This is a genomic window from Rubripirellula lacrimiformis (genome assembly GCF_007741535.1).
Lineage (GTDB): Bacteria > Planctomycetota > Planctomycetia > Pirellulales > Pirellulaceae > Rubripirellula > Rubripirellula lacrimiformis.
In genome coordinates, this window is record NZ_CP036525.1 from 346,585 (window position 1) to 371,529 (window position 24,945).

Sequence of the window (24,945 nt, forward strand, 5' to 3'; positions counted from 1 at the left end):
ATGGCGATTGCCATCGATGCATCATTCGCTTTCGCATCGTTGGGCTCGTCTGGTTACCCGGCATTGGTGGTTGATCCTGCTGGGTTGGGTCTTCGTCGCCATCACATTGCGTTTGGCTGCACCGCCGTGGAATGACGTCGCATACGATGGCGACTTCGACTATCTGCCGGCCCAGATGAGCAGTGTGGCGGGGGGCAAACTGCTTGACCAAGCCTTCCCAGGGGAACGGTCGCGAAGTCAGATTGTGTTGGTGCTGGCACGCCAATCGGAATCGATGCACAAGAACGACCAGATCGTTGGTCTGGATCTGTTGCGGCGTCTTTACCACCGACTTGGCGAAGTCAGTTGGCAGCGAGCCATCGAAAACGGCTACCAACAAGGGATGCCCGCCGAAGACGATCCCGCCGCCCCTTGGGTGACGTTGGCGCTGGAAGCGTTTGGGCATTCGATCGAAGCGGACAAACGATTTTATGAGTCGATCGCCGATTCGGTGCCGGACGATGCACCCACGTTAACACAGCCTCGCATGGCGATCGCGTACTGGGATCGTGGCAGGTTGCTGGAAACGATTGGGGATTCCGACGAAGCGGTCGAAAAGGACTTCGAAGCCGCGTTGGTGCTGATGCCGCGCCTGCCCACCGAAGCGGTGCCCATTGATCAGCGGCCGTTGGTCGGATGGAAGCCGATGTTGGACGTGCTGTCTTGGGACGACCGGGTGATCGGGTCACGTCTTCGCAAAGATGGTGCCCGGCTTGCTGTCATGCAACTGTCCAGCGAACTTGCAGCCACTGGAAACATCGCGACGATCGAAGCGGTGGACACACTGATCGACGATGTGTTGGCCTACAGCGGGCATTTGACCGAACCCGGGCTAGAACTGTTGATGACCGGTTCGGCCGCCATCGGTGGCGAGACCTTGATGGCTGCTCGCGATGCGATTCGCTATACCGAGTGGATCACGGTGGTCATGATCCTGTTGATTTTGGCTGCCGTTTACCGGGCACCTTTGTTGGTGGCTGTTCCGATGATTTCCATCGGTTTTGCGGTATTGGTTTCCACGTCGTTGGTCGCCTTGTTGACCGGATGGTCCATCAACCAAACGGTTCCGCGGCTGGACATGCGGATCTTTACGACCAGCCGAATCTTTATCGTTGTGATCCTGTTTGGGGCTGGGACGGACTACTGTCTGTTTCTGATCGCGCGGCTGCGTGAAGAAGCCGCCAAAGCACCTTGGGTGGTCGCTTGCCGAAACGCACTGTCCGGTGTGATGGGTGCATTGTTCGGTAGCGCCATGACGACCGTCGTGGGCTTGGGCATGCTGTGGATCGCAAGTTTCGGCAAGTTTCATTACACCGGACCGATCATCGCGATTTGTTTGTTGGTCGGTTTGTTGGTCTGCACCACGTTGACGCCCGCGTTGCTTCGGATGATCGGCCCGGTTGCCTTTTGGCCATCGAAAGTGACCACCGAAACGCCCAAAAATCTGTCGCTGTTTGGCGACCCCAAAGGCGATTCAAGCTCGGGCGGGATCTGGAGTTGGATCGCGCTGATGCTGACCCGGCGTCCGATGGCGACGCTGGTGTTGGGATTGTTGGTGTTGGGGGTACCGGCGGTCTATGGGTTCCGAAACGAAGATGCGGTGACCTACGACTTTAGCAGCCAGTTGAATCATTCGGCAAAGAGTCGTCAGGGGCTGCGAGCCCTTTCCCAGCACTTTGACATCGGCGAAATCAACCCGGTCACGGTCCTGATCGTCCAAAAGGACGAGACGCCACGAAAGGAGTTCGAGAAGCAGATCAAGTCGCTTGCCAAGTCGATCTATTCGATCGATGGCATGCTGACGGTCCGAACCTCGGATGACCCGCTGGGCGATTTTCCGCCCGATCGCGATATGGGGTTGCTGACCAGCGATGCCTGGAAGCGGCGTGCGCTGCGGAATCATCGCGTCGCCAAACGATACTTTTTCTCGTCGCGGCCGGAGCTAGAAAACCGGTTGGCTCGACTGGACGTGGTGGTCGACGGAGATCCGTTTTCGATCGAAACGGCCCAGCTTGTCAGCGGGTTGGGCGATACTCTTCACGCGATGTCTGCCGACCCGGAATCGGTCATCGGTGGCGCCGAGGTGCTGCTGGCTGGGACGACGCCGTCGATCATTGACCTGCGAAGCGTCACGCTAAGCGACAATCGCCGGATCAAAATTGCAGTCGTGTTGGCCGTGTTCGCGGTGCTGGTCTTGGTGATTCGCCGGTTGGGGCTGTGTTTGTATTTGATCGCAACGGTGTTGATCAGTTACTACGCGACGCTCGGTTTGACGCTAGTGTTTTTCAAAGCGGCCTATGGAGCGGACTTTGTCGGCTTGGATTGGAAGTTGCCACTGTTCTTGTTCGTGATTTTGGTTGCCGTTGGACAGGACTACAACGTTTACCTGGTCACCCGGATTGTCGAAGAACAGCGAAAGCTGGGTTGGTTGGCGGCGCTTCGTCGCGCGGTATCGCGTACCGGCGGGATCATCACGGCCTGCGGGCTGGTGATGGCGGCAACGTTCTTTAGCATGACCGCATCAGCATGGTTCCCACCGCTGGCGCGATTCTTCAATCCGTCGATGGTCAGCGATGGCACATCGCTGCGTGGGATTGTCGAACTGGGGTTTGCACTCGGTCTAGGCGTTCTGATCGACACGTTTTACGTGCGAACGATTTTGGTGCCAAGTTTTGTCGCCGCGATGGGCAAACGCGGCAGTCGATAAGCTTGGCTGAAACGCCAAGCCGCATCCATTTCCCGTCGTGGATTTTGCCGAAAATCCCCTCTGCTGATTTTGGCGAATCCTGCGCCGATGTTTCAGTCGCCGCCGCCGATGTCGTCGTCCATGGCTTCGACGATCAGTTTGATTTCGGCTTCTTCGTGCGTTTCGAAGGATCGTTGGAACCGATGCAGACGCGACAAGAACGTCGTTACTTTTTCGATCTGATCGGCTTCGATTTCTTGCGCCTTGTCGGCGATCGCCCGGATCTCTTCGAACAGGCGAGGATGGTCACCACGCAGTTGTACCGCAGTCATGCTCAGTTGCGGTGCCGTTTCGATCGCCTCTTCGAAATACCCGAACGCTTCTTCGAGCGAAAAGTGAAGGGCAAGCTGATCGCGTAGGTCCGCTAGCAGCGAACGTATTTCGATCCAATGGTTCGCTGCGACCTGAGGGAGTTCCGTGATCGGTTTGATCCGATCGATCAACGCCTTCAATTCGCGGTTGTCGTCTTTGATGTCGCGAAGGAAGGCTGCGTTGATAGAAAGACGCCGCGTGCCGTCCTTGGCGATCGTCTTGGCAGCACTCGATTGTGGTTGGTCCATGAGTCGATCCTTGATGCTAGTGGTGTCTCCATTGTAGCTTCAACAACCCGGCCAGGGGAAACATACAGGGGCGATCGAAACCACTTGATTTTCAAAATGGGGGGGATGGCGATGAGTGGCGATTTCGAGCGGATTCGAAATTGGGCCGCCGAGACACGTTCGCTGTGATTGGCAGCGGCGGCGATGGCGATTCGGTCCAAGTCGTGGGATTGGTCTCGGCTAGGCTTGACCGATTTTGAACGGCAAAACTCGCTGCAGCGATGTTTCGCCTGCACGAATCATCAGCAGCCGATCGACCCCCATCGCGACTCCTGCACATTTCGGCAGCCCGATTCGCATCGCTTCCACCAACGATGATTCGACTCGCAGCGGTGTCCGCCCGGATGCGATACGCAGCTGATTGGACTGCTGGGCACGCTGGACCAGCACGTCGGCGTCGGTCAGTTCGTCGTAGCCATTGGCCAGTTCGATGCCGCCGACAATCAGTTCAAAGCGTGCAGCGCACTGTGGATCATCTTTCGCTTGACGGGCGAGGGCGGCTTGTGAAATCGGATAGTTTTTGATGATCAACGGCCGGTCGAGCCCCAGTTTGGGTTGGATCAAATTCGATAGCACCACATCCAACATCATGTCGCGATCGCCCGCGATCGACGCGGCCAAGTCGGTGTCGATCGGCTGCACGTGTCTTGCAAGATCGTCTGTCGATACAAGGATCGGATCAAACCCTAGAAACTCACTAAACACGGTGCGATAGTTTTTGACGTCGTAGCCGTCGCTGCCCAGCACGGTCGACGCCAATTGGCCCAGGGTGCGGATGCAGTCGTCGATGTCAGCGCCCACTTCATACCATTCCAGCATCGAAAATTCGACGTTGTGATGGTCGCCCGATTCGCCGCCGCGAAACACTGGCACGATGGCGTAGATCGATGGGGCGCCGGCCGCCAACATGCGTTTCATCGCTAGTTCAGGCGACGTTTGCAAGAACATCTGTAGCGGCAGGTCTTCGGCGATCTGCAATTGTTCCGACGCGATCGCGATGGGGTCGATGTAGGCGTCGATCACACAGTCGCGAGACAGGCAGGGTGGTTGGACTTCCAGGAACCCACGTCCGTCAAAGAAGGACCGCAGATCGCGTAGCAGTTCGGCACGCTGACGAATCATTTCCACACAGGGCAGGGAAGGGTGGGTCATCGTTGGACTCAAACCATGATAAAACGGTGTGCGGAAGTAGGGTGTTGCGATGGTTCGTTCAACATGCCTAGAAACGCTCTGTTTGCCCATCCCCGACGGATCGCTTTTCTCCCAGCCGATCGACATGACTGATTCACCCGAAAACCGATACGCTCGCCAGATTCAGTTTGCCCCGATTGGTGCCGACGGGCATGCGGGCATCGCCGGGGCTCGTGTCGCGGTTTTGGGATGTGGTGCTTTGGGCACGGTCGCGGCCGAGATTTTAGCACGGGCCGGTGTGGGAACGCTGCGTCTGATCGATCGCGATGTGGTTGAATGGACCAACCTGCAGCGGCAAGCCCTGTACACCGAAGCCGATGCCCGGCAGGGCCGTTCCAAGTCTGCCGCTGCGACCGACCGAATCGCCGCGATCAATCAAGATGTCACCGTCGATCCGGTGGTCGCGGATGTATCGTCCAAGAACATCGCCAGCATCATCGGCAATGTGGATCTGGTGGTCGATGCTGCCGACAACTTTGCGTTGCGTTTTCTGCTGAACGACTGGTCGTTGTCGACCGAGACCCCGTGGGTGCATGGTGGTTGTGTAGGGGCGTCTGGTCAGGTGCGGTTGTTTACCGGTCAGGGACGCCCGTGTTTCCGCTGTGTGGTTCCCGAGCCGCCGCCCGCATCAGCGGTCGACACCTGTGACACCGCCGGTGTATTGGGGGCAGCGACGCATCTGATTGCCAGTCTGCAAGCGGCCGAAGCCATCAAGTGGATCTCGGGCAATCGCCAAGCTGTCCGGACGTCGATGTTGTCGATCGATTTGTGGAACAATCGAATTCGCGAAATCGAACTGACCGACGAACTATCGATCGGGTGCATCGCCTGCGACCGGCGTGACTATCAGTTTTTGGAAGGTGAACGCGGAAGCGTCGACGAATCAGCCGCTGTGTTGTGCGGCCGAGATGCGGTTCAGATCAGCCGTGCTTGGCCCGGCAACGTCGATTTCGATGCCATCGCAGCAAGATGGAACGGTCTGGGGCGAATCCAGATGACTCCGTTCTTTGCACGGTTGTTTCCTGACGATCAACACACGATCACGCTATTCGGCGACGGCCGTGTCGTGGTCGGCGGCACGGATCAAATCAGCGAAGCCCGCGGGCTGTGCGACCGTTACATCGGCGGCTAGTTCTGTAGCCCCGGCCGGAAACGCAAACCACCGAGTCTTCCCGTAGCGAACGTGGCCAAGACTTTCGGTGATGTCCCGTTGCCCGAAACCCTTGGCGGTTTGTCGATTAAGCCGTTCGTTCAGCGGCAATGGTACGCCGTTGGCCGCGAGGCCACAGGCATCGGGGGGATTCCCGGCCGCTCACGCGTCGCGGCTTACTCAATCGACAGCCCGCCGGCGAGTTTTGTTGCGGTTAATGGCGCACAAAAAAAGCCGCGACCAGGTTTCCTGGTCGCGGCTAGATTCATGAGGTGCGATGGCTAGCGATCAGGACTTTTCGCCCGATGCTTCGCCTTCGCCAGCGCCGGCGCTGACGGTTTCTTCGGACTCGGATAGTCCGCGGCTTTCGCCAGCGAAATCCAATCGAATCACCTTGCACTTGCTGCCGCTGCTGTCGATCAAACGACCCGTCTTTTCGTCGGTCGTCAGATCCTTCTCTTCGACTCGTTCACCGGCTTCGTTTTCGATGATGCCGCTGACGACGATCGTGTCCATTCCTTCGAAGGCACCGCGGAGCAGTTCTTCGCTCAACGGATCTTCGATGAACTGTTCGATCGCACGACGCAGTGGTCTTGCACCGTAGTCCAGGTTGCTGCCCTTCTTGATCAGCAGTTCCTTCGACGCATCGGTCAGTTCCAGGTTCAGGCCACGGTCGATCAAACGTTCGCGAACCTTCGACAGTTCGAAATCGATGACGCCCTTGAGGTCTTCCTTGGTCAGGTGGCGGAAGATGATCGTATCGTCCAAACGGTTCAAGAATTCCGGTCGGAAGACGCGTTCGATCTGGTCCATCACACGGGCCTTCATCGAATCGTAGCTGGCGTCGCCATCAGGTTTTTGGAAACCAAAGGACGATTCGTTCTTGATCGCTTCGGCACCGGCATTGGTGGTCATGATCAAGATCGTGTTTCGGAAGTCGATGTTCCGGCCGAACGAGTCGGTCAAACGTCCTTCTTCCATCACCTGCAACAACATGTTGAAGACGTCGGGGTGAGCCTTTTCGATTTCGTCGAACAGCACAACCGCGTAGGGACGACGACGAATCTTTTCGGTCAGCTGACCGCCTTCTTCGTATCCGACGAATCCGGGCGGTGCACCGATCAAACGGCTAACGTTGTGCTTTTCCATGTATTCGGACATGTCGATGTGCACAAGCGCATCGGCGTCACCGAACATGTATTCAGCAAGCGCTTTGGCCAGCAACGTTTTACCAACACCGGTTGGCCCAGCGAAGATGAACGATCCGGTTGGACGCTTGGGGTCCTTCAGGCCACTGCGGCTACGGCGGACGGCCTTGCTGATCGCGGTAACGGCAGCGTCTTGGCTGACCACACGTTTGTGCAGTTCTTCTTCCATCTTCATCAGACGAAGCGAATCTTCGGTCGACAATCGGGTCAACGGAATGCCGGTCATCTTGCTGACCACTTCCGCGATGATTTCTTCGTCGACGACACCATCGGTCTGTTGACTCTTTTCACGCCACTCTTGCGTGATCTGGTCTTTCTTCTTGCGAAGTTTTTCGGCCTGATCGCGAAGGTTGGCAGCCTTTTCAAAGTCTTGGTTGGCGACCGCGTCTTCCTTTTCCTTGTTCAGCTTTTCGACTTCTTCGTCGATTTCTTTCAAGTCTGGTGGACGGGTCATCGTGCGCAATCGCACCCGTGCACCGGCTTCGTCGATCACGTCGATCGCTTTATCGGGCAGGCAACGGGCGGTGATGTAACGCTCGCTCATTTCGACCGCAGCAACGACTGCGTCATCGGTGAACTGAACGCGGTGGTGTTCTTCGTAACGACCGCGTAGTCCCTTCAGGATGGCGATCGTTTCGGTCTTGCCGGTCGGTTCGACGATGATTTCTTGGAACCGCCGTGCCAGCGCGTTGTCCTTTTCGATGTACTTACGGTACTCGTCCAAGGTCGTGGCCCCGATGCACTGGATTTCACCTCGTGCCAGGGCTGGCTTCAGCACGTTGGCGGCATCGATGGCGCCTTCGGCACCACCGGCTCCCACCAAGGTATGCAGTTCGTCAATGAACAGGATCGTGTTCTTGACGCGGCGAACTTCGGTCATGACCGCTTTGATGCGTTCTTCGAATTGGCCGCGGTACTTGGTACCGGCGACCATCATCGCCAAGTCCAAAACCACGATCCGCTTTTCGGCCAAGATTTCAGGCACTTCGCCTTCGATCACCTTTTGGGCAAAGCCTTCGACGATGGCGGTCTTGCCAACACCGGCTTCACCGAGCAGGACGGGGTTGTTCTTGGTACGGCGACACAGGATCTGAATCGCGCGTTCGATTTCTCGCTCGCGTCCGATGACAGGATCCAGTTCACCCTTCTTGGCCAATTCGGTCAGGTCACGCCCGAACGAATCCAGAGCAGGAGTTTTGCTTTTGCCGCTCTTGGACGACGAACCGCTCGATTCGCCACTGTCCCCGGTGCGTCCGCCACGTTCGCCGACTTCGGCGCCCTCGAGCCCATGTCCCAATAGGTTCAAGACTTCTTCGCGGACGTCTTCCAGTTTCAGACCAAGGTTCATCAGCACCTGAGCTGCGACGCCCTCCTGTTCACGCAGCAGACCCAACAGAATGTGTTCGGTGCCGACATAGCTGTGATTCAGGTTGCGAGCCTCTTCCATCGAATACTCGATGACTTTCTTGGCACGCGGGGTCTGTGGCAGTTTGCCAACGGTCACCATTTCAGGGCCGCTTTGAACCAGCTTCTCTACCTCTAGCCGGATCTTGCGAAGATCGACTTCCAAGTTCTTCAAGACGTTCGCGGCAACGCCGCTGCCTTCCTTCACCAGTCCGAGCAAGATGTGTTCGGTGCCGATATACTCGTGGTTAAAGCGTTGAGCCTCTTGATTGGCCAACTGCATGACCTTGCGAGCTCGGTCTGTAAATCGTTCGTACATATTTATTCTCTATACCCAGGTGGTATCCCGTGCGACGTCAGAGCGGGCAACTCTAAACGCTTCACTGCTGGTATCGGTAACCCGAATTTGCCCCATTGAAATTTTGCCCCGATACTGATGATCGCGACGAATTACGCATCCATGGAAAAGCTGGTTTGGCAAACCCAGTCGGGTGCTGTCAATCTGGCGAAACTGCCCAGGAATCTTTCACGAAGCAAACCGCACGCCATTGCATTCTTAATTCAGCCGTTTCGAACTGATTTCAGTCTGTAAGCGACCGATCTTTCCGCATCCATATTGATTCTATCGGTTGACGCGAAAATCGGGGATAGGAGCTTTTCGTCAGAACGTCCCCGAATTGCAGTTTTCCAAATCAAAAATGGAAAAATTTCGACCGTTGTTGGCGACTAACGGCCACGGATCGACGTTCGCCGACCCTCATCATAGCCCCATCGCTCGTTACGCGGCCCGCCGAACGGGCTCTGTCAGATCGGCAGGCGATGGAGTTGCCGTCTCAGCCGAAGATTCTGTCTCGGCCTTTGTCTCATTCTCGGAACCCGTTTCTGGCTCTGTTTCGCTAGCATTGCTGGCTTCCATCGCCGCCGCTAACCGCTTCGCTTCGGCTCGGATTTCCAGGAACCATCGGTCGGATACTTCTAGCCGACGAATCTCGTCGAGCAGCATCTCTGCAGATTCCAAGCGTCCGGTATGACGATAGACGCCTGACAATAGCAGCAATGCCGGTGGGTCCCGTGTTTCAATGGCTAGCACTTGATTGAGCAGCGTTTCGGCTTCGCTGTAATTGGCTTGCAAGAACGCTTGGTGGGCCTCGACGAAACGATCGGGTTCGTCGGTGACACTGCGTGGTGCCACGATGGAAGGCAGTTCGCGGACGCTGCGGACAACCGTGAATCCCCAAGCGACCACGCCGATCCAGAACGCCATCGATACCAATCCGCCCGACATCCATTCAGGATAGATGTATCCGGTCACCAAGACTGCGTTCAGGGCCAGCGCAAACCCAATCGCTAGCGGCAGGGCCGATAGTCGGCCCCTCCACCACAATTCGGCCATCCCAGGCCACAGGCAGGTTAGGTAATGCTGGAATTCCATGCCCCTACATGTACCGCCGCAGTGAAACTCGAAGCAAGGGGATTGTTGACAGGGTTCGTCGTTGATTTGCTTTCATTGCCAGCATTCGGCCTCGAATTTGTTCTGGGCGACATGCAGGTGTTCACGCTGTGGGATGGCCAAAAGCACCGAATCGAAAGCAGATCCGGCTTGGCTTTCGTCCCGGTGGCGAATCTGCACCGCCATCGAACATCGAATAAAATGATGGGATATGGGCTTTCGTTTTTTTCGCCAACCGTCCGATCGTCGCGGGGATTCGCCTTGGGTCGATGCCGCGGTGACCGCCACAATTCCACAGGTCTCATGATGGTCACGATTCGGATCCTTGCAGCGGCTTGGTTGATCAGCGTCACCGGATGCGCCGAAAACGTTTATCGGGTGGAATTGAAACCGGATGGTGACCGCATTCACCGGACGCTGTCGATCGTACTGGGGGCGCAGCCGGCGACCGCGGTCGATCCCGAGATGGATCCAGACGTCCAGGCGGAGCCCAACGGTAGTCAAATCCAGACGCACACCGACGCCTCAGCGGCGATCAACCGTGCCGATGCCGTCGACCCCGAATCAGAGCCGGCCGACGAGATGCTGCGAATCGGCAAGCTGTACGCCGCGACTCGCCAGGTAGTCGACGGATCCGATCGGCCTTCTCTGCCCAAGCACGTTGACGACGCGACCGCTTTTGATGGTTGGTTCGGACGCCAGATGCCAGCTGATGTCGGCGGTGCGGGGACCTACGATCGCTTTGAAACGTCGCTCGGTTCCGTGTCGATCTATAGCGAACGGTTCCGCGGTCAGGACAATATCGATCAGTTGCTGGTCGACCGGGCCGACAGCATCAATGCGATCATCGAATTGACGATGGACTGGATCGATTTCGAGGTGCGTGATGTTGATCAGGCAAAGCGGTTGAAAGATTTCGTTGATGGTCAGCTGCGTCATGATCTTTCCAACGTGACCCACTATCTATGGCTCGCATCGACCGCCGAAGATGAGAAAACCAGCCATTCGCATCTGTTTCGCGCCGGTCAGTATCTTGCCGAACGTGACTATTTTGCGATCAGCGATTTGCCAGTGATGGTTCGGCAGGTCAGCGGTGGTCAACCAAATGTGGTCGCTCGGATGATTCGCAAATCGATCCAGCGCCGGATCCAACGAATCGATTCGTCGCCGCCGCCCGCCGCTCTATCGCGATTGGACGATCTACCGGCAGTCGAGAAATCCTTGCGAACCTTTTTGCGAGGCACGGACCATTTTCAATCGATCGTGGCACGTTACCGCAACGAAGGAAAACCAGTGACGGACGATTCGCCCGATCCGATGGAAGTGTTGTCCGAACCCGTATTCCGTATTGCCATGCCATTTCTGGCGTCATCGCCTGATCGCATCGAAGTCACGCTGCACACGCCGCAGGCTCCCTTGGCGACCAACGGAAACTGGGACGCGGAATCCAGTACGGTCCGTTGGTCGTCTCGGTTGCAATCGTTAACGCTGCCGACCTATACCTTCGCTGCGTGGTGCCAGCCCAATGACGAGGCACAGATCAAGCACTTCGGTCGTGTTTGGTTGACCGATGAATCGCTGGCCGACTATGCACGTTGGTACCACGGTTTGACCGATGACGAACGATCCGAGTGGGATGGGATGATCACGTCGCTAGAACCGGGCGATGAACTGTCGAGAACATTGGCATCCTTTGCGTTCAGCGAATCACCCAAATTGGCCGAGGAAGTCACGGCGGGATGGATCAAGTCGTTGTCGGCGCCGTGACCGAAGATTTTGTAACGGGATTCGCCAGAATTCCCTGCCGCAATGGAGTTCTGGCGAAGCCCACGACGTCAGGAAATCGACGTCCCGAAACCCGTGGTCATTCGTCCTGATCAAACATCAGTTTGACCGACGGACGCAGCAGAACGATCAGCGTCAGCACACCCAACACGGTTCCAAACGGCATGAACGCGCATTCGATGCCTGCCACCACGACACAGAAGGTATGCCGTCGACGGGCCGACAACCAGCGGCCGGCAAGCGCGATTGCGACCGCCAACGCCAGTCCGATCAGCATGATCATCGCGGGAATGACGATGAAGAACCAACCGAAAATGGCCGGTGGAGCTTGGTTTGGATTCTGGCCGTCAAATGCACCGGAAACGATCGCGATGCCAATCGCGATATGAATCATAGGGAACAACGAAATCAACGTGACAATTCCAGCGACGACGTAGTGAAAGATCGCCAGCAGATTTAGGTGTTCGGTATCTTGGTCGGTAGTCATGCGTCGCTTGCGATCTCAGGTATCAAATTCCCACACCGAACGGTAGGCACCTGCGTCATCAAAGTACTGTAGCATCGCGGCATAGAACGGGTTTTGCCCCAGCGTGGCGCTATCGCCGATGACGATTAGTTTTCGTTTGGCACGCGTCAGGGCGACATTCGTTCGGCGCGTGTCTGCCAGGAATCCGATTTCGCCGATCTGGTTGCTGCGGGTCATGCTGATCAGAACCACTTCTTTTTCACGTCCTTGGAACCCGTCCACGGTGTCGATCTCAAGCTCCGGTGCATCCAGGCGGTTGCGGATCAGGCGGACTTGCGCCGCATACGGCGCGATGACCGCAATTTGGTTCGCACACACGCCCGATTCGAACAGATCGCGGACCAGTTGGACCACTAGGTGCGCTTCCTTGGGATTGCGTTTGCTTTCACCATCGGGTTCTAGTTCTTCGTCGTATTCGGCTCCCGCGGTGTCAATGAATGCCAGCGTCGACTCGGTCATCGGCAGGGTATCGACGCCTTTTAGGTCACAGAGTCGATGGGATTTGACCGATGCATCGGCGATCAGAGTGCCGTCGTAAAACGTATCGGACGAAAACCGCATGATCGATTCGTTCATCCGGTATTGGACGGTCAGTCGGCGAAAGACGTCCTCGCCATCCCGTTGGACCATTCGCTGCATCAGCGATTCGCGCAGTCCCGCGGTGGCGGCCTCGGCGGACAGGACGGTGGGCGGCAATTGTTGGTGGTCGCCACCCAGGATCAAGCGGTCGGCACGCAGCACGGCCTGCCAGATGCTGGGCAGTGTACTTTGACAGGCTTCGTCCATCACCACGGTGTCGAACTCGCGATCCCCTAGCAGGTCATCGTCGACAGTGGTGGTCGTGCATACGACGTCGGCGCGATCCAGCACGCCGCGGATGATCGATCGTTCGAGTCCGCGGATCTGGCCACGCAATTGGCCGGCTTCGGCCATGATTTCGCGTCGGTTGCGGTGCCCATCTTTGCCACGGAAATCTTTGGACGCGGCCTTCATCAGTTGTTGCACTTCACGCCGCATGTCGCGGATGACATCGGTCGACGGATCGGCATCGACCAGTTCATCGAGGGTATGGCCACGCAGCGCTTCGAACACGCGGGCAGGGTGTCCGACACGCAGGACGTGCGGCATCATCGTGACCAAACGTTCCAGCAAATTGTCGACCGCGGTGTTGCTCGACGCACACGCCAGTACACGGTCGCCACGCGATACGGCTTGGTAAATGATCTCGGCCAACGTGGTCGTCTTTCCAGTGCCCGGCGGGCCATGGATGATCGCGACGTCGCGCGCCGACAACGCAAATCGAACCGCGTCTTGTTGGGGTGGGTTCAGTTGGGTCAGGAACTTGATCTCGCCTGGATCGTTGAACCGCAGCGGACGTGTTCCCATCAGCACGTCACGCAGATTTTTGGACCGCCCGGTCGCTGTCCTGGCGCGAGCCATCGCGGCCAGTTGGCGGCGGCGAGTGGTTTCGTCGGGTGACAGGTCAATTCGAAAGTGATCGCCCTCGGGCCACTGGTCGGTCGCGATCTGGATCAGGTGAGGTTTGCGGCGGCTGACGACACCGGGCACGCCCTTGTCGGCTGGGTTGTCGTCATCGGAAACCACGACCGGCGAACCGACTTTCAATCGATTGTTGGGCAGGGGTTGTTCGCCTGGCTTGGCGAAATCAAGGATCAAACGACCCGCCAGCCCCGTGTTGTGATCTTGCAGCGACATTCGAACCAACGTTTCGCCGGTTCGTTCGACGTGCGTTTGATTGCGAATTTGCCTGCGGCGGGCCAATCGTTCACGCTCCGCTTCGGCCTCCCGTTCCAGCCAATCGGCTAGGGTGTCAAAGTACGCATCCACCGTGGTCGCCTGATCCAACGTGGGCGGCCGTTTCTTGACGGCGCGAGACTGGCGTTCTTGGCGAGAGCCGGCGGGCATGCGACCACGACTAAAAAATGAGAATGGAACCGGGAAAGGAATCGTTGATGATCCACATCTTAGCCGTTTTGGCCGTTTGGACACTCCTAGCCAGTTTGATTGCATCGGCGCTGTATGCAAAAGACAAACGGGCCGCACGTTTGGATCAACGTCGTACCCCCGAGCAAACGTTGTTGCTGTGGTGTGTCTTGGGCGGTTGGCCAGGGGCCTGGATCACGGGACAGAAACTGCGTCACAAGACCTACAAGATGTCGTACCGTATCAAGTTTGCGGTCTGTGTCGTCGTCCACATCGCTGCAGTGGCCACCATTTTGTGGAGCTGGTATGCCGGATGGGCGGAAATGATACCGACGAATCCTTGATAGACGTCGGGGAATCACATCATTGTTGCTGAAAAATGTTTGGTGCTTCCCCCCCCGAATGTTACGATCAGGTGGCATTTTTTACACCGGGTTCGTTTTCGGGGGGCATCATGCACCGATTTCAAGACTGTGTGGCGTGGTTCAGCATCGTTTCTGCGTTGATATTCGTCGGATGTGACGATCCGGGGCCGTCCCAGGTCCAAGAGACGTCGCAGTACAGTTTCGACGACATGGCAGCGATGGCAGCCGAGGAAACGACGCTTTCTGAAGCTGAGGAGTGAGCCGTGATGGGGGCACTTCGACGAGGCTTTACGTTGGTGGAACTGTTGGTGGTGATCGCCATCATCGGGGTTCTGGTGGGATTGTTGTTGCCAGCGGTGCAGTCGGCGCGTGAAGCGGCCCGCCGGATGAAGTGCAGCAACAATGTTAAACAGATCGGTTTGGGAGTGCACAACTACCATTCGACCTACCAACAACTGCCGATCCATGGTTTTGGTCCAACCCGTGAATGGAACAATTCGGCAGGCGCCGCTGATCGTTATGACGGGACCGGATTCACACGGATCGAACTGAGTTATCTGGTGGGGCTGTTGCCGTTCATCGAACAGCAGGCGATGTGGTCGATGATCAGCAGCCCGCTGAACGAAGCCGATGGGGATGTGTGGCCAGCCTTTGGTCCGCGTGCGACTCAGGGCCGATATCCACCCTGGGCGACCGATATCCCCACCTACCGCTGTCCCAGTGATCCCGGTTTTGGCGTTCCCTCGTTAGGGAGAACCAACTTTGCAGCCTGCATCGGCGACGGTTTCTATGACGCCGAAAACGGAGTGACGATCTGGAACACGGGCCGCAATCGCTGGGAGTATCAAACTGACGTTCGCCAAATGCAACGCGCCCGGTGTGGGCTTCGTGGCGTGTTCGTGCCCCGTGCGTCGATGAAGTTTCGGGACATCATCGATGGCATGTCCCAGACGATCTGTGTCGGTGAAATCGCAACCGATTTGGGCGACCGTGACATCCGGACTCATTCGTCGACCAATAACGGCGGGACCATCACGGTGTTGGACAATCCGAAGACCTGCGCCGATGCGGGGCAGATCGATCGGCGACGACCGCGGTATTGGGATCCCGACTACACCATCGCCGGGCAACCGATCAGTCGCCGTGGTTACCGGTGGGCCATCTTTCATTCGCTGCAGTCACAGTTCAACACCATTCTGCCGCCCAACAGCGAAGTCTGTCTGGCCGGTCACGTGGACACTCGCGGCGTTGTTCCACCCAGCAGTCGGCATCCGGGCGGGTGTCACATCTTAATGTGCGATGGTGCGGTGAAGTTCATCACCGATTCCATCGAAGCGGGCAATCCAAGAACCCCCTGTGTGTATTGCCGTGCGCTGGCATCCAACACCAACAGTGCGACAGGCCCCGGATCGAAGAGTCCGTATGGATTGTGGGGAGCACTGGGAACACGGGCATCGCGCGAAGTCATTGACGCCGAGTTCTAAGCAGGTAGGCAGGAATGAAGCGGGCGAATCCTGGCTACCAGTTTATTCCTGCACCGAACTTGAACTTGAACTCGAACTTGAACTTGAACTCGAACTTGAACTTGAACTCGAACTTCTTCTCCACACCTGGAACACGCGGGGACGCACCTCCGCTAGCGTCAGCATGTGTGATGTCAATTGAACGGCCGGCTTGGGTGGGACGATGTTGTACGGGGAAGGAAGTTCGAGTTCGAGTTTAAGTTCGAGTTTAAGTTTTTGGACTCGGTATTTGGTCTGCAGGAATGAGCCATTTGTCGTTTGGATGCTAGGACCGGTCTGGTCCCGCAAAAACCGGGGCTATCGCCCGACGGCTCATGAAACGGACGAATCCTGGCTGCCAGCTTATTCCTGCACCGAACTTGAACTTGAACTTCTTCTCCACACCGACAACACGCGGGGACGCACCTCCGCTGGCGTCAGAATGTGTGATGTCAATCGAACGGTCGGCTTGGGTGGGGCGATGTTGTGCCGGGAAGGAAGTTCGAGTTCGAGTTCGAGTTCGAGTTTAAGTTCGAGTTTAAGTTTTTGGACTCGGTATTTGGTCCGCAGGAATGAGCCATTCGTCGTTTGGGTGCTAGGGCCGGTTTGGTCCCACAAAAACCGGGGCTATCGTCCGACGGCTCATGAAGTGGGCGAATCCTGGCTGCCAGCATATTCCTGCACCGAACTTGAACTCGAACTTGAACTCGAACTCGAACTTCTTCTCCACACCGACAACACGCGGGGACGCACCTCCGCTGGCGTCAGCATGTGTGATGTCAATCGAACGGGCGGCCTGGGTGGGGCGATGTTGTGCGGGGAAGAAAGTTCGAGTTTAAGTTCGAGTTTAAGTTTTTGGACTCGGTATTTGGTCCGCAGGAATGAGCCATTCGTCGTTTGGGTGCTAGGGCCGGTTTGGTCCCGCAAAAACCGGGGCTATCGCCCGACGGCTCATGAAACGGACGAATCCTGGCTACTAGTCTATTCCTGCACCGAACTTGAACTTGAACTCGAACTCGAACTCGAACTTGAACTCGAACTTCTTCTCCACACCGACAACATGCGGGGACGCACCTCCGCTAGCGTCAGCATGTGTGATGTCAATCGAACGGCCGGCTTGGGTGGGGCGATGTTGTACGGGGAAGGAAGTTCGAGTTTAAGTTCGAGTTCGAGTTTAAGTTTTTGGACTCGGTATTAGGTCTGCAGGAATGAGCCATTCGTCGTTTGGATGCTAGGACCGGTTTGGTCCCGCAAAAACCGGGGCTATCGCCCGACGGCTCATGAAGTGGGCGAATCCTGGCTACCAGCTTGTTCCTGCACCGAACTTGAACTCGAACTTGAACTCGAACTTCTTCTCCACACCTGGAACACGCGGGGACGCACCTCCGCTGGCGTCAGCATGTGTGATGTCAATCGAACGGGCGGCCTGGGTGGGGCGATGTTGTGCGGGGAAGGAAGTTCGAGTTCGAGTTTAAGTTTTTGGACTCGGTATTTGGTCCGCAGGAATGAGCCATTCGTCGTTTGGGTGCTAGGGCCGGTTTGGTCCCGCAAAAACCGGGGCTATCGTCCGACGGCTCATGAAGTGGGCGAATCCTGGCTGCCAGCTTATTCCTGCACCGAACTTGAACTCGAACTCGAACTTGAACTCGAACTTCTTCTCCACACCTGGAACACGCGGGGACGCACCTCCGCTGGCGTCAGCATGTGTGATGTCAATCGAACGGGCGGCCTGGGTGGGGCGATGTTGTGCGGGGAAGGAAGTTCGAGTTCGAGTTTAAGTTTTTGGACTCGGTATTTGGTCCGCAGGAATGAGCCATTTGTCGTTTGGATGCTAGGACCGGTTTGGTCCCGCAAGAACCGGGGCTATCGTCCGACGGCTCATGAAGTGGGCGAATCCTGGCTGCCAGCTTATTCCTGCACCGAACTTGAACTCGAACTTGAACTCGAACTCGAACTTCTTCTCCACACCGACAACATGCGGGGACGCACCTCCGCTAGCGTCAGCATGTGTGCTGTCAATCGAACGGCCGGCTTGGGTGGGTCGATGTTGTACGGGGAAGGAAGTTCGAGTTTAAGTTCGAGTTCGAGTTTAAGTTTTTGGACTCGGTATTAGGTCTGCAGGAATGAGCCATTCGTCGATTGGATGCCAGGGCCGGTTTGGTCTCGCAAGAACCGGGGCTATCGCCCGACGGCTCATGAAGTGGGCGAATCCTGGCTACCAGCTTATTCCTGCACCGAACTTGAACTCGAACTTGAACTCGAACTCGAACTTCTTCTCCACACCGACAACATGCGGGGACGCACCTCCGCTAGCGTCAGCATGCTTGCTGTCACTTGAACGGTCGGCTTGGGTGGGGCGATGTTGTGCCGGGAAGGAAGTTCGAGTTTAAGTTCGAGTTCGAGTTTAAGTTTTTGGACTCCGAAAGACTCCTGATTGGCGATCCTTCGGTTGGCGATGGTTTCACCAGAACCGACGGGATCGACAGCCCGCTATTGGTATCCGTCGGTGGGGATCGGAAAGTCTTCTAGCCGTGTGTCGCCCAGTTCGGATTCCAGGATCTGGTTGAGTGACGTAAGTCTGTTTCGATCGTATTGGCTTTGCAGTTCGTCTGCGACCAGCGGGCGGATCAGGTATTCGGCAAACGCCAGCTCGCCGTCGCGAATCAGGTTGTGCGCGAAACGAAGTCGGTCTGGCCCGGGCCGGCTGGATTGATCGACCTTGCCTAAGATCAATTTGAATCGGTCAAAGTCGATCGGTTTCAGGTCGCTGGTGGGGACGTACCGGAAAGTGCCACCGGATAGTTGCGAAATCTGTTGCACGTCTTCTTTGGAAAACGGATTTTCAAAGGCAAACGTGTGCACCGGAATCTGTTTCTCCACAAACATCATTTCGATTCCGTGTTCCATGGACGTCGAAAACCCATTGCCATGTTCGTCGACCCAACCGCTGTCGGCACGGAATTCTTGCGGTTGGTTGAAGTCGCCGTCAGTCAGCAGGAACACGGCGTCGGGATTCAGGTGGCTGGCCAGCGATAGGGCGCGTCGCGGATCGGTTCCTGGGCCAAGTGTGGCGTTGACGATCCAATCGCGTAGTTCGGCGACATGATTTCCCTCGGCAATCCGATAGCGAGCGTTGCTTGCGTAATACATCGGTGCCGTTGCCCACGAGAACAAGATCACGCTGTACCGTTGTCGCTCATCTAGCTCTTTGACCGATCGCAACAGTTCATTGCAGGCGCGACGATACCTCCCCTTGTTGCGCGCCTTCATGCTGTAGGAATTGTCCAGGATGAAAACAAAATGGTCGCCGCTGGCACGTGCCCCGAAAAATTCGATTTCATCGGCCGGCTTGGCGATGGCTCCAGTGGGTTGTGCATTGGCCGCCAGCGTGCCCATCCGTGGGTTCACTGGATCGATCTCGGGCAATGGTTCTAGCACTCGAGGTTTGATCACTGGTAATTCGACGGGGGGCGGTTCAGGCGGTGCGATCTCGACAGGCGGACCAATCGGCGCTTCGACCTGAGTGGCGATTTCGTTGGTCATCACCAGCGAGATCGACGGGCTGGAAACCGTCGTATGGATCATCAACGCCAACACGGCCAACAGGATCGAGTGAACCACAATGGACACACCGAGCGATCGCCACGAGCGACGGGAATCTCCATCGCATAGTGGTTTTTCGACAACGGGTGGCAGCGGTTGCATGGGCGGGGGTGTCAGAGGTCGATCAGGCGATCAGTCGCCATGTTCAGTGTACCGGTAATGGCGACGGTCGAGCTTGGCGGATCCATGATTGTGTCCGACTCCACTGGTCGGATTCCATGTCCTGTGATTCGATCGCGAACTGAAATTTGGAATCGACGTCGACCAAAATCTTTTCGTCATTCAGGTCCACTCGAACGAGGTCCGTCCAGAGGAAAATGGTCGAAAAATAGGGTGAATGAAATTGCCCGCCATCCGGCGTGAACCATCCCCATTGGGCAATTTGCAGGGGCATCACGGTGGTGCGATTGCGTTTGGCGGCGAAATGGGACACCACCCCCGCCGCGGTGGCGACCCCCAAGGTGATCAGCGTGAACTTGGTTGCCTGATAGAGCATGACCGCCATCGCAGCGGCGGATGCGATGTAAATGGGATGATGGAGGGGCAGTGAGACGGTTTCCATGGGGACGGTGCCGCGGAAAGTGATCGCGCCGGCGGGCATTCCGCCCCAGTCCTCCGGGACCGCGAATATCGGTGGTTGCTGGCACGCGTTTTGAAGTTGGCGGACGATGGTTTTCAGGTGGGCGGGGGCGATCGCATCCAGCGCCGATGCCGGGACCACCAGAAAGTGTTGTGGGCTGTGCTTCCAGTTCAAACGCATTCCGTGCCGACTCACATAAACAGGCAGGAATGCGGACCATGAAATTTCACGGCATTGTTCGACCGCTGGACCGATATAGTGCAGTCCAAAACCGTCCAGTCGTCCGTGAATGACGCCCACCAGTTCCGGATGGTGTTTCAGAAGTCGTTTGGTGCGTGAACGCCGTCCTAGCCAGCTGAACGCGAACCAGGCAATGGCGATAAGGAAACCCTGGAGCAGCAGCATCGGAATCAGATCGGCAAGGCTTTTGGCAGCGAAAACGATGAATGATCCGATGCCGATGAACATCGGGACGCAAACCAGCCCCACAACGTATCGCAGCACGACCACCGGAATCGGAACATGGATCAGTTTCGACACGTCGTCGATGGTCGTCTGCCCATCGATCTGGATCGTTGTGTCGTCGTCCGAATTGGAGGCGTCACTGGGATCGGTCGGCCGCGGCGGTTGATATGGATTGTTCGACAGAGGCATGCGTCGGCGTTGGCCCGGTTAGTTAAGAACGCGTTTCGAGAAGCTTTTCGCAACGTTTCGGAGACACTTTCGTGGACGTTCCTAGCGGTTGGGCAAACAGGCTGACGCGCAGTTCTTCGATCAGCCAACGAAATTCCGATTCGGTATGATCCGCCGGTTCGTAGGTCGTCAGTCCATCGAGCCAGCGTTTCCATAGCTCTTGGACCAGCTTGCGAGATTCGTCATCCCGCGGTCCCGACCCGCTGCGTAATTTGTCGATCCGGTAGGCGATGGCTTTGAAGTATCGCGGATAGTGTTTTAGCCATGCCCAGGGAACCTGACGCATGAACCCATCGAATACAAGCCATTGCACCTGAAGTTTGGCATCGCCGATCGATGGCGAGAATCGTCCGCTCTTGCCAACCGATTCGATTTCTTTGCGAGCGTCGAAGTAGGCGTCAGCAAGGTTGCCCACCCACCCGGCAATTTCGATCGTGGCTTGTGCGATCCGGCGTGAACGTTCCTTCCGTCGGGCTTCGAATTCTTCGGCCGTGCGGATCACCGACTGGCCTTCCACGAACGCGACGCGGGCTAGTAGGTCGATCATCGCGTCTTCCATATCGCCAGCCGATACGACGCCCGAGAGCTTGATCTTGGCTTGGTCTAGCCCAGGCAACCAACGCACCTGGGATCGAAGTTCTTTGCGTTCCGCGATGGAAAACAACCGCACACAGGCACCACGAATGGCCGCGTCGGCCGTGTTTGCATCGGCGAATAACGATGTTTTGACGTCTTTGCCAGTGTCGACCAGGCCGGGGTACTGAGCCACATGTACGCCGCCTCGGACGCGTACCACTTCACGTGGCAGTCGTTCCAAGTCGAACGATGTCATCCCATCGCGTGTCCACTCGTCGTCGATTTCTGCGGCAGCATTGGGTTGTGCGGACTTCGAATCACCGACACGTGCGACCAACGGTGATACTTGGCGACCTTCGGCAATCGTTTCGCCTTCGTCGTCGACCACGGTGACCAAGAACTGCAAATGCGGGTCTAGTTTTTCGTCCTGGAAATCAAACGGCGAAACCGGCACTTCGGCATGGCGTGTCATCGCCGCGCAAACGGCTGGCAAAAATGGAACCTGTCCATAGTCGTCGGCCAATTCGTCGATGATCTTGCTGGCCACGTCCGCCGCCGGGACCAGGTTGCGGCGAATCCGTTTGGGCAGTGATTTGATCATGCCGACGATCTTGGTGTGCAGCAGTCCGGGGACCAGCCAACCGAGTCGATCGTCACTGATCTGCGATAGGGCCGCCTGGTGGACTTTCAGGCTCACACCGTCGCGTTCCGATCCCGGTTCGAATCGGTAATCCAACGGCAGGCGTGAATTGCCAATCGTCAGTTCGTCGGGAAAGTCGTTTTGAGTGATCGTGTTGGTTTGCGTTTCGATCAGATCATCGGGACGCATGTACAAGGATGCCGAATCGTCGTCGGCCGGTGGGTCGGCCAACCACTGGGACACACCGGCGGAATCGCGGATCGATTTGGTCCATGCGGGTGGCTCGATCGATCGGTCCAGTTTTTCCAATCGACCGCGGTCGCAGACATCGGCTGGCAACCTAGCCTGATAGAACGCGGCCACGATGTAGTCATCGATCACCATATCGCGGCGGCGAGTTTTGGCCGCCAGGGCTGCGATCGATTCCTGAAGCGTGCGATTGTGACGAACGAATTTGGCCGTGGTCGTCAGTTCGGATTCGGCCAGTCCGCGGTCGATCAACAAATCCCGGGCCGTCGATGGATCGATCGGCGACAGCGGAACACGGCGACGGGTCACGATTGGCAAACCGAACAAGGTTTGGTTCTGGTAACAGAACGCTGCCCCAGACTTGCCGCTCCAATGCGGGTCGTGATGCGACCGTTTCATCAGGTGGGCGGCGACGGTTTCGATCCAACCGGGTTGGATCTGGGCGACGGTTCGCGCAAAGGTCTTGGCAGTTTCGACCAGTTCGCCCGATACGATCCATTTGGGTTTGGTGGCGAACACGCCGCTGCCTGGCCACAGGAACAATTTCAATCCGCCGGCGCCGGTGTATTCGTTCTTGTCGCCGGCCATCGCGACGCCAGACAACAGACCTGCCAACAGAGATTGGTGGATCGCCGCGTAATGATTGTCTGTCACCAACTTGGCGTCGTCTTCGTCAAAGCGGATCTTGCCAACGCGGTGCTTGGGTTTTCCTTTTTCGGCAAGCGTCGTTGCCGTCATCTCGCGAAGTTGGCGATACACGTCGGACCATTCACGCATCCGCGTGGGCGACAGGAATTGTTTTCGCAGGACGCGGATCAGTTTGTTCTTGCTGTGTTCTTCGCGAGCCGATTCGTAGTACCGCCACAGTCGCAGATAGGACAGGAAGTCGCTGCGGGCGTCGGTGAAGATGGCGTGCGCCTCGTCGGCAGCCTGTTGCTTCTCCGGTGGACGGTCACGCGGATCTGGTATTTCCAAAGCCGCCGCGATCGGCAGGATCTCCGCCAGCACCCCGTTTTCGTGAGCCGCCAAGATGATTCGTCCGACACGTGGGTCGACCGGCATCCGGCCCAATTTCCAACCGATGTCGGTGACTTCATGCCGGTCGTCGATCGCACCCAATTCGGTCAGCGTACGCAGCCCCTCGCGGATCGCCTCGGGGCGAGGCGGATCCAGCAGCGGGAAAGCTTCCAATTTGCCCAATCGCAGAGTCTTCATCTGCAGGATGACCGAGGCCAGATTCGTACGCCGGATTTCGGGTGTGGTATAGGATTCGCGGTTTTCGTAGTCGTCCGCCGAATACAGTCGAATGCAAACACCCGGCCCGACACGACCACAACGCCCGGCGCGTTGATCGGCGCTGGCCCGACTGACCGGTTCGATCGGCAAACGTTGGACCTTGCTGCGCACGCTGTAGCGGCTGATCCGTGCGGTGCCGGCATCGATCACGAATCGGATTCCGGGAACGGTCAGCGAGCTTTCGGCAACGTTGGTGGCAAAGATGATCCGCCGTTTGTTGCCCGACGGATTGAAGATGCGTTGTTGTTCGGATTGGGGCAGACGCGCGTACAGCGGCAGCAGGTCCACACGGCCGGTCGCGCCCATGCGTTTGTAGTGACCTGTCACGCGATGCGAGACTTCGCGGATATCACGTTCGGTCGGCAGGAAGACCAGCATGTCGCCGTGCCCATTCCGGTTGGCGACTTCGATTCCTTCGATGACATGCCGGGCGATGTCGTAACCGCGAACGTTTTCGCTGGTGACGTCATCCCATGGCAGATATTTGATCTCGACCGGATACCCACGACCTTCGACGTTGACGATCGGGGCCGGGTTGTCCTCGGTGCCAAAGTGCGTTGCGAATCGCTGGGCATCGATCGTCGCCGACGTGATGATGATCTTCAGGTCGGGCCGCTTGGTTTGCAGATTGCGAAGGTAGCCCATCAAGAAATCGATATTCAACGAACGTTCGTGCGCTTCGTCGATGATCACCACGTCATAGGCATCCAGGAACTTGTCCGACTGAGTCTCGGCCAGCAGGATCCCATCGGTCATCAGTTTGACCAGAGTTTCGGTGGTCGTATGGTCCCCGAATCGGACTTGGTAACCGACCACCTTTCCCAACGGCGTATCCAGTTCCTCGGCCAACCGTGATGCGATGCTACGCGCGGCCAGTCGTCGTGGCTGCGTATGGCCAATCATGCCCGTTCGACCCAGGCCGGCTTCGAGACAGAACTTGGGCAACTGGGTGCTTTTGCCGCTGCCGGTTTCGCCACAGACGACGATCACTTGGTTTTCACGAATCAGCGAAACCAGTTCCTCGCGATGCGCGGTGATCGGAAGTTCGGCCGGATACTCGATCCGCGGGTTGGCGGCTTGCCGGGCTGCCAGCTGATCCGCTGCCTTGGCGGCCTGTTTGGCATAGTCTTCGGGCGACAGCCGTTTCTTGGCACGGCGAAGTCGGGCCGCATCGATCCGCATGACCTGACCGGCAATCGCCGGTTGCCCGGTTGCCTGTCCCCCAACGACCGGTGCGTCTGCATCCGGTCCCCCCCCTGCGGACGCGGCCGCGGCTGCTGCATTTGCCGACGGCGCCGCGGGACCTTCTGTTTCCCGCTTTGGCTGCTGGGAAGAATCGGGGACCGGTCCGGTCAGGGAAGGTGAGGTTGGTTTGGATTTCATGAGATGCAAGTTATCA

General features: G+C 57.3%; 15 protein-coding genes. 6 read left to right on the forward strand and 9 right to left on the reverse strand.

What is annotated here, in order from left to right:
• Window positions 1–16 precede the first annotated feature (16 nt).
• Window positions 17–2,746 carry an MMPL family transporter gene (locus tag K227x_RS01225; protein WP_145167705.1) on the forward strand — a complete coding sequence of 910 codons (2,730 nt, stop codon included), beginning with the start codon at window positions 17–19 and terminating at the stop codon, window positions 2,744–2,746.
• Between the two features lie 92 nt (window positions 2,747–2,838).
• Here K227x_RS01225 and K227x_RS01230 read toward each other — a convergent pair whose 3' ends face one another.
• Together K227x_RS01230 and epmA are read right to left on the reverse strand one after the other, a co-directional pair.
• Window positions 2,839–3,345 carry a hemerythrin domain-containing protein gene (locus K227x_RS01230; protein ID WP_145167706.1) on the reverse strand — a complete coding sequence of 169 codons (507 nt, stop codon included), beginning with the start codon at window positions 3,343–3,345 and terminating at the stop codon, window positions 2,839–2,841.
• 219 nt (window positions 3,346–3,564) lie between these two features.
• A complete protein-coding gene (gene epmA, locus K227x_RS01235) occupies window positions 3,565–4,536 on the reverse strand; it encodes an EF-P lysine aminoacylase EpmA (RefSeq protein WP_145167707.1) in 972 nt (323 codons plus the stop codon).
• Window positions 4,537–4,585: 49 nt separating this feature from the next.
• Between epmA and K227x_RS01240 the strand changes: the two genes are divergently transcribed.
• Window positions 4,586–5,707, forward strand: a complete 1,122-nt coding sequence (locus K227x_RS01240; protein WP_246146425.1) for a ThiF family adenylyltransferase — start codon at window positions 4,586–4,588, stop codon at window positions 5,705–5,707.
• Window positions 5,708–6,013: 306 nt separating this feature from the next.
• Here K227x_RS01240 and K227x_RS01245 read toward each other — a convergent pair whose 3' ends face one another.
• The gene (locus tag K227x_RS01245) at window positions 6,014–8,656 is read right to left on the reverse strand and encodes an ATP-dependent Clp protease ATP-binding subunit (protein ID WP_145167708.1); all 2,643 of its coding nucleotides are present in this window, start codon (window positions 8,654–8,656) and stop codon (window positions 6,014–6,016) included.
• Window positions 8,657–9,115: 459 nt separating this feature from the next.
• Window positions 9,116–9,769 (reverse strand): tetratricopeptide repeat protein, encoded by a 654-nt coding sequence (locus K227x_RS01250; RefSeq protein WP_145167709.1) that lies wholly within the window; start codon window positions 9,767–9,769, stop codon window positions 9,116–9,118.
• 321 nt (window positions 9,770–10,090) lie between these two features.
• On the opposite strand from K227x_RS01250, the gene K227x_RS01255 reads away from it, so the two are divergent.
• Entirely contained in the window at window positions 10,091–11,554 is a 1,464-nt protein-coding gene (locus K227x_RS01255) for a hypothetical protein (protein WP_145167710.1), read from the forward strand.
• A 97-nt stretch (window positions 11,555–11,651) separates the two neighbouring features.
• On the opposite strand, the gene K227x_RS01260 is transcribed toward K227x_RS01255, so the two are convergent.
• Both K227x_RS01260 and K227x_RS01265 read right to left on the reverse strand, forming a co-directional pair.
• Window positions 11,652–12,059: a hypothetical protein gene (locus K227x_RS01260; protein ID WP_145167711.1), complete on the reverse strand. Its 408-nt coding sequence runs from the start codon at window positions 12,057–12,059 to the stop codon at window positions 11,652–11,654.
• A gap of 15 nt (window positions 12,060–12,074) precedes the next feature.
• Window positions 12,075–14,024 (reverse strand): AAA domain-containing protein, encoded by a 1,950-nt coding sequence (locus K227x_RS01265; RefSeq protein WP_246146426.1) that lies wholly within the window; start codon window positions 14,022–14,024, stop codon window positions 12,075–12,077.
• 47 nt (window positions 14,025–14,071) lie between these two features.
• Between K227x_RS01265 and K227x_RS01270 the strand changes: the two genes are divergently transcribed.
• The 3 genes from K227x_RS01270 to K227x_RS01275 all read left to right on the forward strand — a co-directional run bounded on the left by K227x_RS01270 (window position 14,072) and on the right by K227x_RS01275 (window position 15,891).
• Window positions 14,072–14,386 carry a DUF1294 domain-containing protein gene (locus tag K227x_RS01270; protein ID WP_246146427.1) on the forward strand — a complete coding sequence of 105 codons (315 nt, stop codon included), beginning with the start codon at window positions 14,072–14,074 and terminating at the stop codon, window positions 14,384–14,386.
• Between the two features lie 110 nt (window positions 14,387–14,496).
• Window positions 14,497–14,667: a hypothetical protein gene (locus K227x_RS30140; RefSeq protein WP_218933677.1), complete on the forward strand. Its 171-nt coding sequence runs from the start codon at window positions 14,497–14,499 to the stop codon at window positions 14,665–14,667.
• A gap of 6 nt (window positions 14,668–14,673) precedes the next feature.
• Complete coding sequence (locus tag K227x_RS01275) at window positions 14,674–15,891, forward strand: DUF1559 domain-containing protein (protein WP_145167714.1); 1,218 nt, start codon at window positions 14,674–14,676, stop codon at window positions 15,889–15,891.
• A gap of 2,508 nt (window positions 15,892–18,399) precedes the next feature.
• Here the strand turns inward: K227x_RS01275 and K227x_RS01285 are convergent.
• Genes K227x_RS01285 through hrpA form a run of 3 tightly spaced genes read right to left on the reverse strand, consistent with a single transcriptional unit; the run spans window position 18,400 to window position 24,929 of the window.
• Window positions 18,400–19,614 (reverse strand): vWA domain-containing protein, encoded by a 1,215-nt coding sequence (locus tag K227x_RS01285; protein WP_218933678.1) that lies wholly within the window; start codon window positions 19,612–19,614, stop codon window positions 18,400–18,402.
• 43 nt (window positions 19,615–19,657) lie between these two features.
• Entirely contained in the window at window positions 19,658–20,746 is a 1,089-nt protein-coding gene (locus tag K227x_RS01290; protein ID WP_145167717.1) for a hypothetical protein, read from the reverse strand.
• A gap of 22 nt (window positions 20,747–20,768) precedes the next feature.
• A complete protein-coding gene (gene hrpA / locus K227x_RS01295; RefSeq protein WP_145167718.1) occupies window positions 20,769–24,929 on the reverse strand; it encodes an ATP-dependent RNA helicase HrpA in 4,161 nt (1,386 codons plus the stop codon).
• Between the last annotated feature and the right edge of the window lie 16 nt (window positions 24,930–24,945).

Excerpts from the sequence above, each read along its gene's own strand:
- K227x_RS01225 (WP_145167705.1), top strand. The coding sequence starts at position 17 with ATGCATCATTCGCTTTCGCATCGTTGGGCTCGTCTGGTTACCCGGCAT.
- K227x_RS01230 (WP_145167706.1), bottom strand. The coding sequence starts at position 3,345 with ATGGACCAACCACAATCGAGTGCTGCCAAGACGATCGCCAAGGACGGC.
- epmA (WP_145167707.1), bottom strand. The coding sequence starts at position 4,536 with ATGACCCACCCTTCCCTGCCCTGTGTGGAAATGATTCGTCAGCGTGCC.
- K227x_RS01240 (WP_246146425.1), top strand. The coding sequence starts at position 4,586 with ATGGTTCGTTCAACATGCCTAGAAACGCTCTGTTTGCCCATCCCCGAC.
- K227x_RS01245 (WP_145167708.1), bottom strand. The coding sequence starts at position 8,656 with ATGTACGAACGATTTACAGACCGAGCTCGCAAGGTCATGCAGTTGGCC.
- K227x_RS01250 (WP_145167709.1), bottom strand. The coding sequence starts at position 9,769 with ATGGAATTCCAGCATTACCTAACCTGCCTGTGGCCTGGGATGGCCGAA.
- K227x_RS01255 (WP_145167710.1), top strand. The coding sequence starts at position 10,091 with ATGATGGTCACGATTCGGATCCTTGCAGCGGCTTGGTTGATCAGCGTC.
- K227x_RS01260 (WP_145167711.1), bottom strand. The coding sequence starts at position 12,059 with ATGACTACCGACCAAGATACCGAACACCTAAATCTGCTGGCGATCTTT.
- K227x_RS01265 (WP_246146426.1), bottom strand. The coding sequence starts at position 14,024 with ATGCCCGCCGGCTCTCGCCAAGAACGCCAGTCTCGCGCCGTCAAGAAA.
- K227x_RS01270 (WP_246146427.1), top strand. The coding sequence starts at position 14,072 with ATGATCCACATCTTAGCCGTTTTGGCCGTTTGGACACTCCTAGCCAGT.
- K227x_RS30140 (WP_218933677.1), top strand. The coding sequence starts at position 14,497 with ATGCACCGATTTCAAGACTGTGTGGCGTGGTTCAGCATCGTTTCTGCG.
- K227x_RS01275 (WP_145167714.1), top strand. The coding sequence starts at position 14,674 with ATGGGGGCACTTCGACGAGGCTTTACGTTGGTGGAACTGTTGGTGGTG.
- K227x_RS01285 (WP_218933678.1), bottom strand. The coding sequence starts at position 19,614 with ATGCAACCGCTGCCACCCGTTGTCGAAAAACCACTATGCGATGGAGAT.
- K227x_RS01290 (WP_145167717.1), bottom strand. The coding sequence starts at position 20,746 with ATGCCTCTGTCGAACAATCCATATCAACCGCCGCGGCCGACCGATCCC.
- hrpA (WP_145167718.1), bottom strand. The coding sequence starts at position 24,929 with ATGAAATCCAAACCAACCTCACCTTCCCTGACCGGACCGGTCCCCGAT.